Here is a 20,613-nt window from a genome sequence, read left to right on the forward strand (position 1 = left end):
GCCGAAGACCTACGAGAGTCCGCCATGTACGAGCTGTCCCGCGTCCGCCTCTACTCCATCGGGCCCGCAGGTGCGCGCTACGCCGACACCGTGCTCGACCTGAGGGGCGTGGGCGACGTCGTGCCCGAACCCGCCCCGACACAGGCGGAGTTCTTCGAGGAAGAGCCGGTCGGTCCGCCCCGCCGGCCCGCGCCCGCCGGAGTGCTCTTCCTGGAGAACGGCGGCGGCAAGTCCGTCCTGCTCAAGCTGATCTTCTCCGTGATGCTCCCGGGCCACCGCAACACCCTCGGCGGCGCCAGCTCCGGCGTGCTGCGCAAGTTCCTGCTCGCCGACGACTGCGGCCACGTCGCCCTGGAGTGGCAGCACGTGCTGACCGGCGAGTGCGTCGTCGTCGGCAAGGCGAGCGAGTGGCGCGGCCGCCAGGTGTCCAACGACCCGCGCAAGTTCGCCGAGGCCTGGTACTCCTTCCGGCCCGGCCCCGGACTCACCCTGGACAGCCTGCCCGTCGCCGAGTCCACCGCCGTACGGCCGTCCGTCGAGGGGCAGTCGGGGGCGCAGGGACGCCGGCGCACGATGAAGGGCTTCCGGGACGCCCTCACCGACGCCGGCAAGGCGTACCCGCACCTGGAGGTGCACTGGGAGGAGATCCACGACCGGTGGATCGAACACCTCGGCGACCTCGGCCTCGACCCCGAACTCTTCCGCTACCAGCGTGAGATGAACGCCGACGAGGGCGAGGCCGCAGGCCTGTTCGCGGTCAAGAAGGACTCCGACTTCACCGACCTGCTGCTGCGGGCGGTCACCGACACCCGCGACACCGACGGACTCGCCGACCTCGTCAGCGGCTTCGGCAACAAACTCGGCCGGCGCGCCGAACTGATCGCCGAACGGGACTTCACCGCCGGGTCGGTGGACCTCCTCGGGCGGATCGTCGAGGCCGCCGACGCGCGGACACGCGCGCGTGACGTCCACAGCGGCGCCGAGCGGCGCACCCGCACCCTGGCGCGGCGACTGTCCGCGCGGGGCGTACGGGAGCGGGCGCGCGCCGCCGACCTCGCCCAGCGCGTCACCGCAGCCGCCTACGCCGTCACGCACTCCGAGGGCGCCCGCGAGCGCAGCGCCCTGATCGCCGCCGAACTGGCCTACCGGCACGCCTCCTTGGCGCTGGCCGGTGCCGAGAAGTCCGCCGCGGCGCAGAAACGCGAACTCGCCGACGCGCGCACCCTGCACTCCGCCTGGCAGGCCGCCGAGGCCGTCCTGCGCCACCGCGCCGCCGCCGACCGCGTCGCACGGGTGTCCGCCGCGATCCAGGAAGCCGAACGCGACGCCGCCCCCGCCCTCGCCGCCCGCGCCCGCGCCGCCGTCGACCTGGTCCGCGCCCTGCACGCCGCCGCCGAGAGCGCCGAAACCCTCGCCAACGAGGAGGAGGAGCGCTCCGCCGCCCTCCAGGAAGCAGGCGAGACCGCCTACCGGGACTCCACCTCCGCCGCCACCGACGCCCAGCGCGCCCGCAGCGAGATCGGGCACCTGCGCCAGCGCCTCACCGAGGTCGAGCAGGAGACCGCCGAAGCCGTGCGCGCCGGCTGGCTGGACGACAGCGCCCCCGACGCCGACCCCGCACGCGCCGCCCTCGCCGCCAGCGACGCGGAGAAGACGACGGTCGCCGCCTGGGACACCGCCCGGGAGGAGGCCCGCAGGACTTCCGAGCACGCCCGCGAGGCCGCCTCCGCCGAGTCCCGCGCCGAACTGACCGCGGCCCGCGCGGCCGACGCCGCCACCGCCGCCCAGCGCTCCCACGACGCCGAACGCCGGCTCGCCGAGGCCCTCGCGGCCGAGGAACGCCTCGCGGAACTGCTGGGCGTCACCGGCACCCCCGAGCGCCGCGCCATCCCGCAGCCGCGGTCGGCAGAGGAGCAGGCCGGCACCGGACTCACCCCGGAGGACCTGGACCGCTACGCCGACGAACTGCGCGAACTCCTCGACGACGCCGTCTCCTCCGCCGAACGCCAGCTCTTCGAGCTGCGCACCGCCGCCGCCGACGACTCCCGCATCCTCGGCGCGCTCGGCGACGGCGGACTGCTGCCGCCCGGCCCCGACGTCCTGGCCACCGTGGAGTTCCTCGGCGAGCACGGCATCCCCGCCCTGCCCGGCTGGCGCTACCTCGCCCAGGCCGTCGACCCCGCCGACCACGCGCGTGTGCTCGCCGCCCGGCCCGAACTGGTCGACGGCGTGATCATCACCGACCCCGCCTCGCACGCCCGCGCGCGTGAGGCGCTCGGCGACGCCGCCCTGCTGCCCCGCTCCGCCGTCGCGGTCGGCACCGCCGCCGCCCTTCTCGCCCCCACCCCCGAGCCCGACGCCGACACCGGCCGCCAGGACGTGTTCCTCGTGCCGCCGAACCCGGCCATGCACGACGAGCACGCCGCCGACGAGGAACGGCAGGCGCTGCGCGCCCGGGCCACCGAGCGCGACGAGGAGATCCGTCGGCTCGCCGCCCGGCTCGGCAAGGACCGCGAACTGGCCGCACGCCTCGCCTCCTGGCGCACCGGATGCCCGGCAGGGCGGCTCACCGAACTGGCGCGGGCCGCGGAAGAGGCGCGCGCGTTCGCCGAGGAGTCCGAAGCCGAGCTGGCCGAGGCGCGGACCGCGCGCGCGGAGTGCGAGGAGGCCGCCGCCGAGGCGGCGCAGGTCCGCGACGAACGCCAGGAAGCCGCGCAGAAGGCCCGGCGCGCCGCCGACGCCCTCGCCGGACTCGCCTTCCGGCTGCGCGAACGCGCCGGCTGGCAGGTCAAACTGCGTGAACTCGCCGACGACGCCGCCGAGTCCGAGGCACGCGCCCAGACGTGCCTGGAGCGCGCCCGCGCCGCCGACGAGGACCGCCGCGCCGCCCAGCGCGCCGCCGACGACGCCCGCCGCACCGCGCGTGCGCTGCGCGCCGAGCGCTCCGAGATCGCCGGCGCCCCCGACGACGTACCGGAAGACGCCGACGCGACGCCCAGGTCGTCCCTGCCCGCCCTGCGTGAGGCCTACCGGGCCGCCTCGCAGCTGTACGAGAAGGTCGGCGTCGGCGCCGACCTGCGCGCCGAGCAGGCCCGCGCGGAGAGCGACGAGAGCGCGGCACGCGCCGAACTGGACCGGCTGAGCAACAAGGTCCGCACCCGTGCGGAGCAGCTGCTCCAGTCGCCCGACGGCTCCGACGGGCCGTCCCGGCAGGCCGCCGCCGCCCGCGCCGAGGAGCTGGTGCAGCTCCTGGAGACCCGTATGTCCACCGCGAGCGAGCAGCTCGGACGGCTGCGCGGCGAGGCCGAGCGGCTCGCCCCCGAGGAAGGCGAGGCCCACACCGAGCTGTCCGAGGAGCTCCAGCCGCGCGACGCCGAGCACGCCCAGGCGCTGCTGCGCACCGCGACCGCCGAACTCTCCTCCCGCGTCGAGGCGCTGGACCAGGCCCGCGCGGCGCACGCCGAGCTGCTGGAGGCCCACCGGGCCGCCGAGGACGCGGCCGGCGGCTTCGACGAGATCGCCGCGATGCTGCGCGACCTGCTGCGCGAGCACACCCCCGAAGACGACCAGCAGACGCCGGAGCCCTACCCCGGCACCCTGGAGGAGGCCCGTCACTCCGCCGCCGAGACCCGCCGCTCCCTGCGCGGCTGCGCCGCCGACCTCTCGGCCGCCGAGTCCGCCGTGCGGGAGGCGAGCGACATCCTCGTCCGGCACGCCAACTCCACGCGCTACGAGCAGGTCCGCACCCCCGCCCGGCAGCAGATCCGCGAACTGCCGGCCGCCGCGCTGCCGGAGCACGCCAAGAAGTGGGCCGACGCCTTCGCGCCCCGCCTGCGCGTCCTCACCGACGAGTTGGAGCAGCTGGAACGCAATCGGGACTCGATCGTCGACCGTCTGCGGGGTCTGGTCGAGTCGGCGCTCGCCACACTGCGCTCCGCCCAGCGGCTGTCCCGGCTGCCCGAGGGTCTCGGCGAGTGGTCCGGACAGGAGTTCCTGCGCATCCGCTTCGACGAGCCCGACCAGGCCACCCTCGTCGAGCGGCTCGGCGAGGTCATCGACGAGGCGACCCGCGCGGCCGTGAAGAAGAACTCCGACCTGCGGCGCGACGGCATGTCCCTGCTGCTGCGGGGGGTGGCCGCCGCGCTCCAGCCGAAGGGCGTCGCCGTCGAGATCCTCAAGCCGGACGCCGTGCTGCGGGCCGAGCGGGTGCCCGTCGGGCAGATGGGCGACGTGTTCTCCGGCGGTCAGCTGCTCACCGCCGCGATCGCTCTGTACTGCACGATGGCCGCGCTCAGGTCGAACGACCGTGGCCGGGACAAGCACCGGCACGCCGGCACGCTGTTCCTCGACAACCCCATCGGCCGCGCCAACGCGACCTATCTGCTGGAACTCCAGCGAGCCGTCTCCGACGCCCTGGGCGTCCAGCTGCTCTACACCACCGGACTGTTCGACACGACGGCGCTGGCGGAGTTCCCGCTGGTCATCAGGCTGCGCAACGACGCCGACCTGAGGGCGGGACTGAAGTACATCAGCGTCGAGGAACACCTCCGCCCGGGTCTGCCCCAGCAGCCGCAGGCGGGGGAGACGGTGCGCAGCGAGATCACGGCGACCCGGATGTACAAGCGGCCCGCCGCCACCGCCTGATCAGGTGCGGCTCAAGGGTGGGACAACTGTCCCGCCCTGCCGCCCCGCCGGCGTATCCGCTCCTGACCCCGCTCGGTGCGCGCGGCGGCCCGAGCCTGCCGGCGCGCACGGCGACGCTCCTGGCGCAGCGCCCGCGCGGTGCTGCTCGGCGCCGACACCACGCCGTAGCGCTGGTTCCACACCTGACGGGTCACCCAGACGTCCAGCGCGCCCCATGTCGCCACCACCGTGCTCACCACGCTGCTGATCACCATGGGGAAGGCCAGCCAGGATCCGGCCAAGGTGCACAGGAAGGCCACCATCGCCTGAAACAGCGTCACAGCGATGATGATCACCGCCCGTACGGCGGCCGTACGGACCGGGTCGGGAAGACGACGCCGACGCGCCGGTTCCTCGACCCACAACGGCCGGTGGACGGGCCGCTCCCGCTTCTCGGCTGTCACACCACCGCCCCCCGATCTCCCGCTGCCGCTCCCCGCCCGCACGAAAGCACCGGACCGCGCCGTGTCCTCGCTCGCCGTGCGCCGCTCCGCCGTGCCCATCACCGTGTCACTCCCCACCGCCGGCAGACAGCTTGCCCCGGCCCGAAAAGACCGGCTCCCCAGTTGGCTGCCCGGCTTGCGCTCTTTTACGCCGCCCAGGTACGGCGTGCGGCTCGTGTGGCCGATTTCGCCCCCGATCATCAAGACGAAGAACACGCGGCGAAGATTCCCCGGTTTGGAAAAATTCTGGCCAACCCGCCCACCCCGCCCGCTGGTTCCCGCTTCACCCTGATACCGGCCCCCTCGGCGCCCAACTCCCGCGATACCAGGACAACCCATCACGCCTCGACTTCCATACGGACGTTCAGGTTCCGGACACGTCTTCGAGTTAACTGTGTGTCGGTAGTAGGCTCGCGCCGTTTGTTGACGCACGAGCGAACCCCCTGACCGGAGGGGGGTCCGAGCTGGGGGAGGCCATGCGCTTTCGCGGGAAGTCCATCCGCCGGAAGATCGTGGCGCTGCTCCTCGTGCCGCTGCTCTCCCTGACGGCGATCTGGGGCTTCGCCACGGTGCTGACGGGACGTGAGGCGAGTCGCCTGTTCACCGTGTCGCACCTCGTGGAGAAGGTCGGCTACCCGATCGAGGACACGGTCCGCTACGTCCAGCAGGAACGCCGCCAGACCCTCGTCTACCTCGCCGACCCCCGCGCCTCCGACGCGCTCTCGGCACTCCGGCGCACCCGCAACGCCACCGACCGCGCCCTCGCCGAGATCCGCTCCAACGCCGACGACGACGAGGTGCGCGACGTCCTCGACCAGGACGACGGCGACGGCCTGACCGCGGTGCTCGACGCCTTCGACGGCATGGAGTCCCTGCGCCGCAGCGTCGAGGAGGGCAGCCTCACCCGCGCCCAGGCCCTGGACCTCTACAACCGGCTGATCGACCCCTGCTACGTCCTGCTGGCCAAGCTCGACGTGGTCGACAGCGTGGAGATGGACAAGCAGTACCGGGCCCTCATCAGCGTCGCCCGCGCCCGCGAACTGCTCTCCCGCGAGGACGCCCTGCTGGGCTCCGCGCTGGTCGTCGGCCGGCTCAGCCGCCAGGAGATCCGAGACGTCTCCGACCTGGAGGCTAAGCGCGACATCGTCTACGACATCAGCCTCGCCCAGCTGCCCGCCGCGGAACGCGCCCGCTACGACAGCTTCTGGAAGAACGCCACCACCGCGCCCCTGCGCTCCGCCGAGCAGGCCGTCGTCTCCGCCACGCCCGGCGAGATGCCGCGCGGCGTCACCGCCAGGAGCTGGGACACCGCCGCCGCAAACGTCCTCGACGAACTCGGCACCCTCGACGAGCAGGCGGGCGACCGCTACCAGGACCGCGTCCGCCCCGTGGCGACCCAGGTCATCGTCAAGGCCGTCGTCGCCGGCGTCTTCGGACTGATCGCGCTGCTCCTCTCCCTCTACCTGTCGGTGCGCATCGGCCGCGGCCACATCCGCGACCTGCGCCAGCTGCGGCTGGACGCGCACGACGCGTCCGGCGTGCGCCTGCCCAGCGTGATGCGCCGCCTCTCCGCGGGCGAACAGGTCGACGTCGAGACCGAGGTCCCGCGCCTCGAATACGACAAGAACGAGATCGGCGAGGTCGGCCAGGCCCTCAACACCCTCCAGCGCGCCGCCGTCGAGGCCGCCGTCAAACAGGCGGAACTGCGCGCCGGCGTCTCCGAGGTGTTCGTCAACCTGGCCCGCCGCAGCCAGGTTCTGCTGCACAAGCAGCTCACCCTGCTCGACACCATGGAGCGCCGCACCGAGGACACCGAGGAACTCGCCGACCTCTTCCGCCTCGACCACCTCACCACCCGGATGCGCCGGCACGCCGAGGGTCTGGTGATCCTCTCCGGTGCCGCACCCTCGCGGCAGTGGCGCAAGCCCATCCAGCTGATGGACATCGTGCGCGCCTCAGTCGCCGAGGTGGAGGACTACGAACGCATCGAGGTCCGCCGGCTGCCGCGCGTCGCCGTGACCGGCCCGGCCGTCGCCGACCTCACCCACCTCGTGGCCGAACTGCTGGAGAACGCCACCGTGTTCTCCCCGCCGCACACCGCCGTGCAGGTCCTGGGCGACCGGGTGGCCAACGGATTCACCCTGGAGATCCACGACCGGGGCCTCGGCATGGCGCCCGAAGCGCTCCTGGAGGCCAACCTCCGGCTCGCCGAGACCCCCGAGTTCGAACTCTCCGACACCGACCGGCTCGGCCTGTTCGTCGTCAGCCGGCTCGCCCAGCGGCAGAACGTCCGCGTCTCCCTCCAGCCCTCCCCGTACGGCGGCACCACCGCCGTCATCTTCATCCCCGACGCGCTGCTCACCGACGACGTCCCCGACACCAACGGCATCGGCTTCCGCCTCGACCGCCCCCGCCCCGCCAAGGAGGCCGAACCCGCGGACGCCCGCCGGGTCGCGCTCTCGCGGACCCCGGTCCAACTGCCGGGCGTGCCCGCCGCGCTGATGGACGGCCCCGTCGAACTGGAAGCGCCCGTCGACCTGGACGCCCTCGACGGCTTCCCGATCCGCCTGGACGGCAACGACGCGGCGCACAGCGCCCTGTTCGGCCCCCGCCGCTCCCTGCCCCGAGCGGAGGACGGACCGGCCCCCGACGTCTCCGACCAGCGCAGCGGCGGCGGCACCCAGCCGGCCGACGCCGGTGACCCCGCCGTCGCCCCGCTGCCCCTGCCGAGCCGCCGCACGCCCAAACTGGTCAGTTCCCACGGCCGCCCCGTCACCGGCCAGCGCTCCCGGCGCGCGGACGTCGAGGAGTTCCCGCCCCGGCCGGGCGCACGACCGCAGGACGACGCCCCGGCCCCCCTGCCCTCGCGCCGCCGAGGCGCCTCCCCCCAGATCCCCCGGAGCACCGGCCCGGCCGACCACCCCGGCCGGACCGCCGACGAGCCGTCCCAGCCCCCCGCCCTTCCCCGGCGGGACCGGCAGCAGACCGAGACGCCCACCGGTGGCGCCGACGGCCCGGCAGCCGGCGCGGACGGCCTCCAGGGAGCCCTGCCGCGACGCGTACGGCAGGCCAGCCTGGCCCCGCAGCTGCGGCAGGGCCCGGCGCCCCGCACCGCCGACCGCACGACGGACCCGGCGGACCGGGACGCCGACGAGGTACGCAGCCGTATGGCCTCGCTCCAGCGGGGCTGGCAGCGTGGCCGCGCAGAGAACGCCGCGGGCGACGAGGCCCACAGCGGCACAGCACCACGAGGAACGACAAAGGGGGACGGTCGATGACCGCACCGAAGGCGACCGGCCACACCACCGGCAACGGCGAACTGAACTGGCTCCTCGACGAACTCGTCGACCGCGTCGGCAGCATCCGCAAGGCCGTCGTGCTCTCCGGCGACGGCCTCGCGACCGGCGTGTCCAAGGACCTGACGCGGGAGGACGGCGAACACCTGGCCGCCGTCGCCTCCGGCTTCCACAGCCTCGCCAAGGGCGTCGGCCGTCACTTCGACGCCGGCAGCGTCCGCCAGACCGTCGTCGAACTCGACGAGGCGTTCCTGTTCGTCACCGCCGCCGGCGACGGCAGCTGCCTCGCCGTCCTCGCGGACGCCGACTCCGACGTCGGCCTGGTGGCGTACGAGATGACGCTCCTGGTGAAGCGGGTCGGCGCACATCTGGCGACCGCTCCGCGCACCGATCTGCCCTCGGGCGGGTAGTGGGACGGCATGAGCACAGACGGTCAGGGAAGCAGCCGCTGGTTCGACGACGAGGCCGGGCCGGTCGTCCGCCCGTACGCCATGACGCGCGGGCGCACCACCAGCGCGGTCCAGCACCGCCTCGACCTGATCGCGGTCGTCGTCGCCGAGCCGCACGCCGACGAGGCGGAGGACGACCCCTCACTGTCCCCGGAGCATGTGCACATCGTGGAACTGTGCCAGGAGGCGCCGCAGTCCGTGGCCGAGCTGTCCGCCGGACTCGATCTGCCCATCGGCGTGGTCCGCGTCCTCGTCGGAGACCTGGTGCACGCGGAGCTCGTCCATGTGAACCGCCCCGTGCCCCCGGCCGAACTACCGGACGAGGGCATCCTCCGCGACGTGATCAACGGCCTCAGGGCACTGTGACCCCCTCGAGCAGGAGAAGCAATCGATGATCCTCGGGCGCTCCGAGCGCGGCAGGCCCCCGGTCGAGCCCGTCACGCTCAAGATCCTTGTCGCCGGCGGCTTCGGCGTGGGCAAGACCACGCTGGTCGGCTCGGTCAGCGAGATCAGACCGCTGCGGACGGAGGAGTCCCTCACCGAGGCCGGCCGTCCGGTCGACGACACCACCGGCGTCGAACGCAAGCACACCACCACCGTGGCCATGGACTTCGGCCGCATCACCCTGCGCGAGGACCTCGTGCTCTACCTGTTCGGCACCCCCGGGCAGGAGCGGTTCTGGTTCATGTGGGACGAGCTGTCCGAGGGTGCGCTCGGCGCCGTCGTGCTCGCCGACACCCGCCGCCTGGAGGACTGCTTCGCCGCCGTCGACTACTTCGAGCGCCGGGACATCCCCTTCATCGTCGGCGTCAACTGCTTCGAGGGCGCCGTCCGCCACTCCGTCGAGGACGTACGCCGCGCCCTCGACCTCGAGGACGACGTGCCCGTGCTGCTCTGCGACGCCCGCGAACGCGAATCGGCCAAGGACATCCTGGTGGGCGTCGTCCAGCACGCCATGGAGTACGGCGCCGAGCGCCGCAGCCCCGTCACCACGGCGTAGCCGGGCGGCGTCCGCGTGGCCGGCGCCCGACCCTCGAGGCGGTGCCGCTCACCGTACGGCGACCACCGCCGACCCGTGCCCGAACAGCCCCTGGTTCGCCGTGATCCCCACGCGCGCGCCGTCGATCTGGCGAGCGCCCGCCTGTCCCCGCAACTGCCAGGTCAGCTCGCAGACCTGGGCGATGGCCTGCGCCGGCACGGCCTCCCCGAAGGAGGCGAGCCCCCCGCTCGGGTTCACCGGTATGCGCCCGCCGGGCGCCGTCACGCCCTCCCGCAGCAGTTTGGCCCCCTCGCCCTCACCGCACAGCGCGAGGTCCTCGTACCACTGGAGCTCCAGGGCCGTCGACAGGTCGTAGACCTCGGCCAGCGACAGGTCCTCGGGTCCGAGGCCCGCCTCCTCGTAGGCGGCCGCGGCGATCGACGCCCTGAACGAGGCGCCGGCCGGGTACACCGCCGCCGAGGAGTCGGTCGCGATGTCCGGCAGGTCGAGCACCGTGCTCGGGTAGCGGGGCGTCACGGTGGACACGGCCCGTATCCGCACCGGATCCGCCGAGCCGTGCCGCCGGGCGAACTCCAGGCCGGACAGCACCAGGGCCGCACCGCCGTCCGAGGTCGCGCAGATGTCCAGCAGTCGCAGCGGATCGGCCACCACCGCCGAGGCTGCGACCTCCTGAGCGGTGACCCGCTTGCGGTAGCGCGCGTTCGGATTCAGCGCCCCCATGGCGGCGTTCTTCACCTTGACCTGGGCGAAGTCATCGGGCGTGTCCCCGTGCACCGCCATCCGCCGGCGCGCGTACAGCCCGAAGTACGCCGGATTGGTCGCGCCGAGCACACGGAACCGCAACCAGTCGGGATCGTCCGGCCGGTCTCCTCCGGCCGGACGGAAGAACCCCTTGGGCGCGGCGTCGGCCCCCACCACGAGCACCGTGTCCGCCAGTCCCGCGAGGATCCGCGTACGCGCCGCGTCGATCGCCTGCGCCCCCGACGCGCACGCCGCGTACACGCTGGTGACCCGGGCTCCCTGCCAGCCCAGCGCCCTGGCGAAGGTCGCGCCCGCCACATACCCCGGATAGCCGCCACGCACCGTGTCCGCGCCGACGACGGCGTCGACGTCCCGCCAGTCCAGGCCGGCGTCGGCGAGCGCCGCCCGGGCCGCCGCCACCCCGTACTCGACGAAGCCGCGGCCCCATTTGCCCCAGGGGTGCATGCCCACTCCGAGCACCGCCACGTCCGCGGTCATCGCCTCACCCCCGTGGGCCGCCACTGCCAGGTCGTCCAGGTCGTGTCGCCGTCCTCCCCGAGCACGCCGGGGACGACCTCCACCTCCATGCCCACCGTCAGCTCGGCGACGGTGACCCCGGGAGCCGCCTGTCCCAGCACCACCATCCGCTCGGACTCCAGCTCCACAGCGATCAACGCGTACGGCTCCCATGGGAGTTCCGGATCGCTCACATAGGGTGACGGAGGCCGGTAGCGGCTGTCCGTGTACGACCAGACGCGCCCCCTCCGCGACAGCGGAACCTCGCTCAGCTCCCCGCCCGAGCAGCCGGGATTGCGGCAGAACGCGTCCTCACGCGGGAAGAACACCGAGCCGCACGCCGAGCACCGCGTTCCCAGGAGCGCGAAGTCCTCGCCCTCCCCGGTGAACCACCCGGCGACCACAGGTCTGCGCCTACGAGCCACAACACCTCCCGGAGACAAGCGATCTGACGGGACGTCAGAAGTGTGCCACGGTCGACCCGGAACGGACAGCCCCGCCCGCGGCCCTGTCCGCCGGTGCGCCGGGACCGCCGCAGACGTCACCCGCGCGCGACGGCGTCCCTCGATCGGATACAGTCCGCCGCGTGTCCGAAACTCAGCACTCCAGTTCCAACTCCCCGCGTGACTCCCACTGTTCGAGCTGTGGAGCGCCCTACGGGGAAGGCGTCACCGGCTGGCCCCGCACCTGCCCGGCCTGCGCCCGCGTGGCCTACCGCAACCCCCTCCCGGTCGCCGTCGCGCTCCAGCCCGTGTACGACACCAAGGGCACCGCCCTGGTCGTCGTCACCCGAACCATCGCCCCCGCCGACGGAGGCATCGCCCTGCCCGGCGGCTACATCGACGACCGCGAGGACTGGAAGCACGCCGTCGTCCGGGAACTCAGGGAGGAGACCGGCATCGAAGCCGCGAGCCGCGACGTACGCCTCGCCGACGCCATGAGCTCGCCCGACGGCCACCTCCTGCTCTTCGGCCTGCTGCCGGAACGACCCGCGGACCGCCTCCCCGCCTCGGCCGCCACCGACGAGACAGAAGGCTGGCACCTCCTGCGCGGGCCGGAGGAACTGGCCTTCCCCCTGCACACCCTGGCGGCCCGGGCCTTCTTCGAGGGCCGCTACATCTAGCACCGAGGCAGTGGAGCGCGTCAGGTCGGTCCGGCCAGGCCACGCACGCGTACCGGGTGGGACGGCTCGCACACGCCGTCCACGCCTGCCCGGCCCTCCCGCTCCACCACGACCCCCCGACCGCCCTCCCAGCGGGCGACGTACCGCTCGATCTCGGGCGCCTCCCAGCCGTCGCCCGCATCCCGCACCACCAGACCGCCGCCCGTCCGCCCCCGGGCCGGCGCCCACACCTCCAGCTCCATCCCCCCGTCCTCCCCACGCACCGGTATGACGGCCCCCGCGCGCGCGAACACCGGCACACGCCCCACAGGAGCGTCCACCACCACCCGCCCCGGCCCCGTGTACGCCGCCCCGGTCGCCGTGTCGTACCAGCGCCCCCGCGGCAGCCGCACCGCCCGCCGCTGCACACCCGGGTCGAGCACCGGCGCCACCAGCAGGGAATCGCCCAGCAAGAACGCGTCCTCGCAGTCCCGCAGCGCCCGGTCCTCGGGCGCCCCCCACCACAGCGGACGCACATAGGGCGCCCCCGTACGCCGCGCCAGATGCGCCAGCGTCACGAAGTACGGCAGCAGCCGGCGCCGCTCCGCGAGCACAGCACGCGCATGCTCCAGCACCTCCGCGCCGAACTCCCACGCCTCCCCGCCGGCCGGCGGCCGCCCGCCCGCACGGGTACGCAACAGCGGCAGATACGCGCCCAACTGCAACCACCGCAGATACAGCTCGGGCGACGCCGCCCCGTCGACACCGCCCACGTCCGGCCCCGCGTACGGCACCCCGCACAGCCCGAGCCCCATGACCGACGACAGGGACGCCCGCAACCCCGCCCAGCCGGTGGCGACGCCCCCGCACCAGACGCCCCCGTAGCGCTGCAGGCCCACCCAGCCCGACCGTGAGACGACCAACGGCCGCTCCTCGGGCAGCAGCTCCCGCAGCCCCTCGTAGCCCGCCCGGGCCATGCACAGGCCATAGACGTTGTGCGCCTCCCGGTGATCGCCGCCCCGCCCCTCCAGCGCATGCCGAGCCGACCGCGGCAGCGTCGCCTCCCCGAACGCGGTGAACGACGTCGGCTCGTTCATGTCGTGCCAGAACCCGGCGAACCCCCGCGCCAGCCGCTCCGCGTACAGCCCGCCCCACCACCGCCGCACACGCGCGTGCGTGAAGTCCGGGAACACCGCCTCACCCGGCCACCCCAGCCCCTCGACGACCCGCCCCGAGGCGTCCCGCACGAACGCGTCCGCCGCCGCGCCCTCGTCATGGACGGCATCGCCCGCCGCCGCCTTCACCGCAGGACCGACCACCGACACCAGACGGATCCCGTCCCGGCGCAGTTCCTCCGCGAGCACCGGCAGCTTGGGGAAACGCTCCTCGTCGACCGTGAACACCCGCCGCCCGTCGAGGTGGCCCACGCCCAGGTGGACCGCCTCGAGCGGCAGCCGATGCTCCACATGCCCCGCCACCACCCGCCGCACCTCCTGCTCGCCGCCGGAGCCCCGCGTCGCGTGATGGTGGCCGAACGCCCAGGCGGGCGGCACCGCCGGCGCCCCCGTGAGCGAAGCCCAGGCGAGCAGCACGCGCGCGGGAGTGCCCACCATCACCCAGCAGCGCAACGGCCCGCCGTCCATCCGCAGCTCGCACACCCCGGGCCGGTCATGCCCCGATCCGGCCCCCTCCGCGCCCTCCCGCAGCACCACCGTGCCGTCCCACGACGAGTCGTGGAAGGCCAGATGGCACGCCGCGTCCGCCACCACCAACTGCACCGGCATCGTGACGTGCAGCGGATCCTCCCCCTGATCGAAAGCGTGGCCCGGATCGGTGTTCCACAGCCGGTACGTCCCCTCACGCAGACGCGGCCCGGACGCTCGGCCGCCCAGCCCGAAGAACCGCGCGTCCGCCGCCACCTCCGACCGCTGCATCCACCGCCCAGGCCCCCCGCCCACCGGCTCCCACCAACGCGGCGGCAGATCACGCCGCAACGTCACCCCGCCCGGCGTGCACACCTCCACCGCCCCGTGCCGCGACACCACGACCGTCACCCGTTCGGCCACGACCCGCCAGCCGCCGTCCTTGTCCGGCTCCAGCTCCGCCCGGGGATCGGCCTGCGGACACCCCCCGGCCAGCGCGTACGACGGCTCGGGGCCGGCCCCGTCCCAGCCCCAGAACACCGCCCCGTTCACCGCCACATGGATCCGCAGCTCGGAGCGGCTGAACCGGATCGTCCCACCGCCCGGCCCCGGCACCGCCTCCACCACCTGCCCGGGCACCCTCGCCCGCTCGGCGCCCCGCGTCGGCAACCCGCCGGCGTCGGCGCGCCGCCTGCGCCACGCCGCCCGCACGGCGGCCATCCCGTGGGCCGCCCCCACGGAACCGACCGCCTTCATCGAACGCACCAGGTCACGACCGTTCATGCTGCTCACCCTGTCACTGACCGCCCCACGCACGAGCCGCGTTCAACTGCCGTTCACCCGTGTTCAGAGCACATGTTCACGACCGGGACTGTGTGGGGCACACCCTGGTGCAGAAGTCGATCACATGGCATCGTCCGTGTCAGCCGCGTCACGCGCACACCCCAGCCCGTGCGCGGTCGACGCACACGACGCGCACAGTCCCGGGAGCCGCCCCATGCCGACAGTGAACCCCGAGCCGCTGTGGCGGCCCGATCCGCAGCGCATCGCCGAAGCACAGGTCACCCGATTCCAGACCTGGGCCGCCGAGCACCACGGAGCCCCCTCCGAAGGCGGCTACCCGGCCCTGCACCGCTGGTCCGTGGACGAGCTGGAGACCTTCTGGGAAGCAGTCACCCAATGGTTCGACGTACGGTTCTCCACCCCCTACACGCGCGTGCTCGGCGACCGCACCATGCCCGGCGCCCGGTGGTTCCCCGGAGCGACCCTCAACTACGCCGAGCACGCCCTGCGCGCCGGCGCCACCCGTGCGGACGAACCCGCCCTCCTGCATGTCGACGAGACGCATGAACCCCGCCCCGTGACCTGGTCCGAGCTGAGCCGCCAGGTCGGCTCCCTCGCCGCCGAACTGCGCGCCCTCGGCGTCCGCCCCGGGGACCGGATCAGCGGCTACCTGCCCAACATCCCGCAAGCCGTCGTCGCCCTCCTCGCCACAGCCGCCGTCGGCGGAGTCTGGACCTCTTGCGCCCCCGACTTCGGCGCCCGCAGCGTCCTCGACCGCTTCCAGCAGGTCGAACCCGTCGTCCTGTTCACCGTCGACGGCTACCGCTACGGCGGCAAGGAGCACGACCGCCGCGACACCGTCGCCGAACTCCGCCGCGAACTGCCCACCCTGCGAGCCGTCGTCCACATCCCCCTCCTCGGCACCGACGCGCCCGAAGGAGCCCTGGAGTGGTCGGCCCTGACCGCCGGGGACACCGAACCCCTCTTCGAACAGGTGCCCTTCGACCACCCCCTGTGGGTGCTCTACTCCTCCGGCACCACCGGCCTGCCCAAGGCCATCGTCCAGTCCCAGGGCGGCATCCTCGTCGAACACCTCAAGCAGCTCGGCCTGCACTGCGACCTCGGTCCCGAGGACCGCTTCTTCTGGTACACCTCCACCGGCTGGATGATGTGGAACTTCCTCGTCTCCGGCCTCCTGACCGGCACCACCGTCGTCCTCTACGACGGCAGCCCCGGCCACCCCGACACCGCCGCCCAGTGGCGCATCGCCGAACGCACACGGGCCACCCTCTACGGCACCTCGGCCGCCTACGTCATGGCCTGCCGAAAAGCCGGCGTCCACCCCGCCCGCGACTTCGACCTCTCCACCGTCCGCTGCGTCGCCACCACGGGCTCCCCCCTCCCGCCCGACGGCTTCCGCTGGCTCCACGACGAGGTCAGGACCGACCTCTGGATCGCTTCCGTCAGCGGTGGCACGGACGTGTGCTCCTGCTTCGCCGGAGCCGTCCCCACCCTCCCCGTCCACACCGGCGAACTCCAGGCCCCCGGCCTCGGCACCGACCTCCAGTCCTGGGACCCCGTCGGCCGACCCGTCGTCGACGAGGTCGGCGAACTCGTCGTCACCAACCCCATGCCGTCCATGCCCGTCCGCTTCTGGAACGACCCCGACGGCAGCCGCTACCACGACAGCTACTTCGACACCTACCCCGGCGTATGGCGCCACGGCGACTGGATCACCGTCACCTCACACGGCTCCGTCGTCATCCACGGCCGCTCCGACTCCACCCTCAACCGCCAGGGCGTCCGCATGGGCTCCGCCGACATCTACGAAGCCGTCGAACGACTTCCCGAGATCAAGGAATCCCTGGTCATCGGAATCGAACAACCCGACGGCGGCTACTGGATGCCCCTGTTCGTCCACCTCGCCCCCGGCGCCGTCCTCGACGAGGCGCTCCTGGACCGCGTCAAGCGGACCATCCGCGAACAGCTCTCCCCACGCCACATCCCCGACGAGGTCATCGAGGTCCCCGGAATCCCGCACACCCTCACCGGAAAGCGCATCGAGGTCCCGGTCAAGCGTCTCCTCCAAGGCACCCCGCTCGACAAGGCGGTCAACCCCGGTTCCATCGACAACCTCGACCTGCTGCACTTCTACGAGGACCTCGCCCGCAAGCGAGCCTGACGCCCGCACCCCCGCGCAGGACCCGTTGTCAGTGCCGTCGATTACTGTGAGTGAGCATTGATCGACTGTGCGCAACAGGGGGAACCATGGCACACACCGACCGCCAGACCATGCGACGCGTCCTGCGCCGCGAGATCGCCGGCACCATCGGCCTGCTCACCGACGACCACGACTTCCACGCCATGCGGCACTACCGCAGCTTCACCTTCGACGACCACGTCACCTACCTACGAGAGGTGGAGTCCCTCCTCAAAACCCGCGCCCTCCAAGGCATCCACACGACCGTCGCCCTCTTCGACCCCCAGGAGTACGCCGAGTTCTGCGCGATCCAGGGCCTGGACCCCGACGTCCCGGCCCACCGCGGCCTCTTCACCGCAGAACTCGCCACCACCGGGCCCACCCTTCCCTACGAGGGCCAGCCTCTCGCCGACCTCGTCCCCGCCCTCGTCGACGAAGCCGTCCGCCAGGCGACCTGGGAGTACGCGGCAACCCTCCTGGCCCGCCTCGGAACCTGCGCCACCTGCGGCGAGGACCTCGGCCGGACCGCCTTCCACCGCGCCTCCGACCTGCTCGCCCGCATCCTCGACACCGCGCCGCCGGGCGACCGGCACCTCGTCTGCAGCGTCACCGGAACACCCGAAACCCTCGTCGCCGCACTCCACGCCGACCGGACGGCACAGGGCCCCACCCCCCTCGACGACGCAGAAGCCCTCGAATTCACCACCGTCCTCGCCGTCGGCCTCGCCACCCACAGCCCCGGCGGCCTCGTCATGCGCACCACCGCCCCAGACAGCCCCGACCGCGTCTACGGCTGGCGCATGCGCGACAACGGACTCCAACCCCTGACCGCCGGCGAGGTCTTCGACGCCTACTGCACCGACGCCGAGTCCGGCGACCTCATCGCACCCGAGCCGGGCGTCGACTACTGCGCACCGCCCGACCTCGGGGACCACGAAGACACCGGACGGCAGGGACCGACGCCGGACCACCGCCATTGAGACACAGCAGGGGCGCTCCCCCCGAAGGCGGAGCGCCCCTCCTCACCGACAGACGCGGCGCCGGCCGCGCCGACGGCCCTGCCCGTTACTCGCCGGACAGCACGGCCTGAGCGGCGGCGCGCGCCTCCTCGGCACTGTCCGCCGTCCGGGCCGCCGCCGCGGCCCGCTCGCACTGCGCCACCGTGTACTTCGCCAGCGTCGCCCGCACATACGGAATCGACGCCGCACCCATGGACAGGGAGGTGACACCCAGACCGGTCAGCACACAGGCCAGCAGCGGATCCGACGCGGCCTCACCGCAGACACCACAGCTCTTGCCCTCGGCCCTGGCCGCCTCAGCGGACAGCGCCACCAGGTCGAGCAGCGCGGGCTGCCACGGATCCTGGAGCCGGGAGACCGCACCCACCTGCCGGTCCGCGGCGAACGTGTACTGCGCCAGGTCGTTCGTCCCCAGCGACAGGAACTCGACCTCCTGCAGAATCGAACGCGCCCGCAGCGCGGCCGACGGAATCTCCACCATCGCGCCGAACTTCGCCCGCAGCCCCGCCTCACGGCACGCGTCCGCGAACGCCTTGGCGTCAGCACGGTCCGCCACCATCGGTGCCATGACCTCGAGGTAGACGGGCAGCCCCTCGGCGGCCTTCGCCAGCGCCGTCAGCTGCGTCCGCAGCACCTCCGGGTGGTCCAGCAGCGTCCGCAGACCCCGCACGCCCAGCGCCGGGTTCGGCTCGTCCGAAGGAGTCAGGAACTCCAGCGGTTTGTCCGCACCCGCGTCCAGCACACGCACGACGACGCGGCCCTCAGGGAACGCCTCCAGCACCTGCCGATAGGCCTCGACCTGCTTCTCCTCGGACGGCGCGTTCTTGCTGTCGTCCAGGAACAGGAACTCGGTGCGGAACAGACCCACACCCTCCGCACCCGCCTCGACGGCGGCCGGCACGTCCGCCGGCCCACCGACGTTCGCCAGCAGCGGCACCTTGTGACCGTCAGCCGTCGCGCCCGGACCCGTCGACGCCGCGAGCGCGGCCTTGCGCTCCGCCGCCGAGGCCTCCAGCCGCGCCTTCTTCTCGGCGCTCGGGTTCACGAAGATCTCACCCGTGCTGCCGTCGACGGCGATCATCGTCCCCTCGACCAGCTCACCGGCCCCGGGCAGCGCCACCACGGCCGGCACCCCGAGGGCGCGGGCCAGGATGGCGCTGTGGCTGGTCGGCCCGCCCTCCTCGGTGACGAAGCCGAGCACCAGCGTCGGGTCCAGCAGAGCGGTGTCCGCCGGCGCCAGGTCCCGGGCGACCAGGACGTACGGCTCGTCGCTGTCCGGAACGCCCGGCATCGGTACGCCCAGCAGCCGGGCGACGATGCGGTTCCGCACGTCATCGAGGTCGGCCACCCGCCCGGCGAGGTACTCGCCGGCGCCGGCGAGCAGCTCCCGATAGGCGGCGAACGCGTCGTAGACGGCACGCTCGGCAGTGCTGCCGACGGCGACGCGCCGGTCCACGTCCGCCATCAGCTCGGGGTCCTGAGCCATCATCGCCTGCGCCTCGAGCACGGCCTGTGCCTCGCCGCCGGCCAGATTGCCGCGCGCGATGAGATCGGCGGCCACCGCCTCCACGGCCTTGCGGGCACGCCCCTGCTCGCGCTCCGCGTCCTCCGCGGGGATCTGCTTGGCAGGCGGTTCCAGCACCGCCGTTCCCATGTGCCGTACCTCGCCGATGGCCACACCGTGGCTCACGCCGACGCCTCGCAGCGTTGTCTCCATCTCACCCGTCTCCGATAGTGCGGCGGGTCCCGCCGCCGCGATGGTTGTCCTACGTGGCCGGCGCCGTCGTGGGGACGGCTTCGGCGTCAGTGCCGGGAGCCGGCGTCAGCGCCAGGAGAAGAGGACGTCACCGGTCTTCACGTCGCCGTCCTCACGGAGCTCGGCCAGCGAGCCCGCCGTGGCTTCCAGCGCCACGACCGGGCACACCGCCGACTTGCCGGCCTCCTCGACCGCGGCCGGGTTCCAGCGCACGATGCCCTGCCCCCGGGTCACGGTGTCCCCCTTGTTCACAAGGAGTTCGAAGCCCTCGCCGTTGAGCTGCACGGTGTCGATGCCGAGGTGGGTGAGCACACCGTGCCCGTCGGCGTCGACCACGACGAAGGCGTGCGGGTGAAGGGAGACGATGACGCCGTCCACGGGGGCGACGGCCTCGGAAGGCTCGCGCACCGGGTCGATCGCCGTCCCCGGGCCGACCATGGCCCCGGAGAAGACCGGATCCGGCACCGACGCCAGTCCGATGGCGCGTCCTGCCAGAGGGGACGTCACGGTGGTCATGGGAAGCCTCCCAGGGGTGGAGATGTACAGGGGCCGTCATTGCCAGACCCGGACGGCGCACTGTCCAGCAGGGTATGTCACATGAACTACCGGTTCCGCATGACAGTACGACGGTGGTCTAGACCACTAGCTTACGGGATTTGCCCCGGCTCCGCCGCCCGCTGTACAGTCGTAGACCTGCCTGGGGGTGAGTGACGCCGACGAGCGCGCTTGACCGGGCGGCATCCAACTTGTCAGTGGATCCTTACTTCGGATCATCTTCTGCATGCCTGCGGGAGAGTGGTCAGGGGGCCGGAAAAACCCTGATAGAGTCGGAAACGCAAGACCGAAGGGAAGCGCCCGGAGGAAAGCCTGAGAGAGTCTCTCGGGTGAGTACAAAGGAAGCGTCCGTTCCTTGAGAACTCAACAGCGTGCCAAAAATCAACGCCAGATATGTTGATACCCCGTCTGCGGCAGTGATAGCCGT

General features: G+C 73.0%; 14 protein-coding genes. 8 read left to right on the forward strand and 6 right to left on the reverse strand.

What is annotated here, in order from left to right; genetic code table 11:
* Window positions 1-24 precede the first annotated feature (24 nt).
* On the forward strand, window positions 25-4,644 hold the full coding sequence (locus tag ACIRS4_RS12790) for a hypothetical protein (protein ID WP_404193978.1): 4,620 nt from the start codon (window positions 25-27) through the stop codon (window positions 4,642-4,644).
* Between the two features lie 11 nt (window positions 4,645-4,655).
* Here ACIRS4_RS12790 and ACIRS4_RS12795 read toward each other — a convergent pair whose 3' ends face one another.
* Complete coding sequence (locus tag ACIRS4_RS12795) at window positions 4,656-5,186, reverse strand: hypothetical protein (protein ID WP_404194046.1); 531 nt, start codon at window positions 5,184-5,186, stop codon at window positions 4,656-4,658.
* Window positions 5,187-5,602: 416 nt separating this feature from the next.
* On the opposite strand from ACIRS4_RS12795, the gene ACIRS4_RS12800 reads away from it, so the two are divergent.
* The 4 genes from ACIRS4_RS12800 to ACIRS4_RS12815 are packed head-to-tail and all read left to right on the forward strand — an operon-like array spanning window position 5,603 to window position 9,871.
* Window positions 5,603-8,404 (forward strand): nitrate- and nitrite sensing domain-containing protein, encoded by a 2,802-nt coding sequence (locus ACIRS4_RS12800; protein ID WP_404193981.1) that lies wholly within the window; start codon window positions 5,603-5,605, stop codon window positions 8,402-8,404.
* The gene (locus ACIRS4_RS12805) at window positions 8,401-8,832 is read left to right on the forward strand and encodes a roadblock/LC7 domain-containing protein (RefSeq protein WP_358795302.1); all 432 of its coding nucleotides are present in this window, start codon (window positions 8,401-8,403) and stop codon (window positions 8,830-8,832) included. The genes ACIRS4_RS12800 and ACIRS4_RS12805 overlap by 4 nt, the downstream gene beginning before the upstream one ends.
* Window positions 8,833-8,841: 9 nt before the next feature.
* Window positions 8,842-9,237, forward strand: coding sequence for a DUF742 domain-containing protein (locus ACIRS4_RS12810; protein WP_404193984.1), 396 nt, complete (start codon window positions 8,842-8,844; stop codon window positions 9,235-9,237).
* 25 nt (window positions 9,238-9,262) lie between these two features.
* Complete coding sequence (locus ACIRS4_RS12815; protein ID WP_404193987.1) at window positions 9,263-9,871, forward strand: GTP-binding protein; 609 nt, start codon at window positions 9,263-9,265, stop codon at window positions 9,869-9,871.
* Between the two features lie 48 nt (window positions 9,872-9,919).
* Here the strand turns inward: ACIRS4_RS12815 and ACIRS4_RS12820 are convergent, their stop codons facing one another.
* Window positions 9,920-11,110, reverse strand: a complete 1,191-nt coding sequence (locus ACIRS4_RS12820) for a lipid-transfer protein (protein WP_404193990.1) — start codon at window positions 11,108-11,110, stop codon at window positions 9,920-9,922.
* Complete coding sequence (locus tag ACIRS4_RS12825; protein WP_404194049.1) at window positions 11,107-11,532, reverse strand: Zn-ribbon domain-containing OB-fold protein; 426 nt, start codon at window positions 11,530-11,532, stop codon at window positions 11,107-11,109. The genes ACIRS4_RS12820 and ACIRS4_RS12825 overlap by 4 nt, the downstream gene beginning before the upstream one ends.
* A 182-nt stretch (window positions 11,533-11,714) precedes the next feature.
* Between ACIRS4_RS12825 and ACIRS4_RS12830 the strand changes: the two genes are divergently transcribed.
* The gene (locus ACIRS4_RS12830; RefSeq protein ID WP_404193992.1) at window positions 11,715-12,251 is read left to right on the forward strand and encodes an NUDIX domain-containing protein; all 537 of its coding nucleotides are present in this window, start codon (window positions 11,715-11,717) and stop codon (window positions 12,249-12,251) included.
* 20 nt (window positions 12,252-12,271) lie between these two features.
* Here the strand turns inward: ACIRS4_RS12830 and ACIRS4_RS12835 are convergent, their stop codons facing one another.
* Entirely contained in the window at window positions 12,272-14,656 is a 2,385-nt protein-coding gene (locus ACIRS4_RS12835; RefSeq protein ID WP_404193995.1) for a glycoside hydrolase family 31 protein, read from the reverse strand.
* Between the two features lie 214 nt (window positions 14,657-14,870).
* On the opposite strand from ACIRS4_RS12835, the gene ACIRS4_RS12840 reads away from it, so the two are divergent.
* Together ACIRS4_RS12840 and ACIRS4_RS12845 are read left to right on the forward strand one after the other, a co-directional pair.
* Entirely contained in the window at window positions 14,871-16,838 is a 1,968-nt protein-coding gene (locus ACIRS4_RS12840) for an acetoacetate--CoA ligase (RefSeq protein WP_404193997.1), read from the forward strand.
* An 86-nt stretch (window positions 16,839-16,924) separates the two neighbouring features.
* Entirely contained in the window at window positions 16,925-17,836 is a 912-nt protein-coding gene (locus tag ACIRS4_RS12845) for a hypothetical protein (RefSeq protein ID WP_404194000.1), read from the forward strand.
* 85 nt (window positions 17,837-17,921) lie between these two features.
* On the opposite strand, the gene ptsP is transcribed toward ACIRS4_RS12845, so the two are convergent.
* Together ptsP and ACIRS4_RS12855 are read right to left on the reverse strand one after the other, a co-directional pair.
* Entirely contained in the window at window positions 17,922-19,592 is a 1,671-nt protein-coding gene (gene ptsP / locus ACIRS4_RS12850) for a phosphoenolpyruvate--protein phosphotransferase (RefSeq protein WP_404194003.1), read from the reverse strand.
* 105 nt (window positions 19,593-19,697) lie between these two features.
* On the reverse strand, window positions 19,698-20,147 hold the full coding sequence (locus ACIRS4_RS12855; protein WP_403815141.1) for a PTS glucose transporter subunit IIA: 450 nt from the start codon (window positions 20,145-20,147) through the stop codon (window positions 19,698-19,700).
* Between the last annotated feature and the right edge of the window lie 466 nt (window positions 20,148-20,613).

It is taken from the genome of Streptomyces sp. NPDC101166, assembly GCF_044768125.1.
Classification (GTDB): Bacteria; Actinomycetota; Actinomycetes; order Streptomycetales; family Streptomycetaceae; genus Streptomyces.

Excerpts from the sequence above, each read along its gene's own strand:
- ACIRS4_RS12790 (WP_404193978.1), top strand. The coding sequence starts at position 25 with ATGTACGAGCTGTCCCGCGTCCGCCTCTACTCCATCGGGCCCGCAGGT.
- ACIRS4_RS12795 (WP_404194046.1), bottom strand. The coding sequence starts at position 5,186 with ATGGGCACGGCGGAGCGGCGCACGGCGAGCGAGGACACGGCGCGGTCC.
- ACIRS4_RS12800 (WP_404193981.1), top strand. The coding sequence starts at position 5,603 with ATGCGCTTTCGCGGGAAGTCCATCCGCCGGAAGATCGTGGCGCTGCTC.
- ACIRS4_RS12805 (WP_358795302.1), top strand. The coding sequence starts at position 8,401 with ATGACCGCACCGAAGGCGACCGGCCACACCACCGGCAACGGCGAACTG.
- ACIRS4_RS12810 (WP_404193984.1), top strand. The coding sequence starts at position 8,842 with ATGAGCACAGACGGTCAGGGAAGCAGCCGCTGGTTCGACGACGAGGCC.
- ACIRS4_RS12815 (WP_404193987.1), top strand. The coding sequence starts at position 9,263 with ATGATCCTCGGGCGCTCCGAGCGCGGCAGGCCCCCGGTCGAGCCCGTC.
- ACIRS4_RS12820 (WP_404193990.1), bottom strand. The coding sequence starts at position 11,110 with ATGACCGCGGACGTGGCGGTGCTCGGAGTGGGCATGCACCCCTGGGGC.
- ACIRS4_RS12835 (WP_404193995.1), bottom strand. The coding sequence starts at position 14,656 with ATGAACGGTCGTGACCTGGTGCGTTCGATGAAGGCGGTCGGTTCCGTG.
- ACIRS4_RS12840 (WP_404193997.1), top strand. The coding sequence starts at position 14,871 with ATGCCGACAGTGAACCCCGAGCCGCTGTGGCGGCCCGATCCGCAGCGC.
- ACIRS4_RS12845 (WP_404194000.1), top strand. The coding sequence starts at position 16,925 with ATGGCACACACCGACCGCCAGACCATGCGACGCGTCCTGCGCCGCGAG.
- ptsP (WP_404194003.1), bottom strand. The coding sequence starts at position 19,592 with ATGGAGACAACGCTGCGAGGCGTCGGCGTGAGCCACGGTGTGGCCATC.
- ACIRS4_RS12855 (WP_403815141.1), bottom strand. The coding sequence starts at position 20,147 with ATGACCACCGTGACGTCCCCTCTGGCAGGACGCGCCATCGGACTGGCG.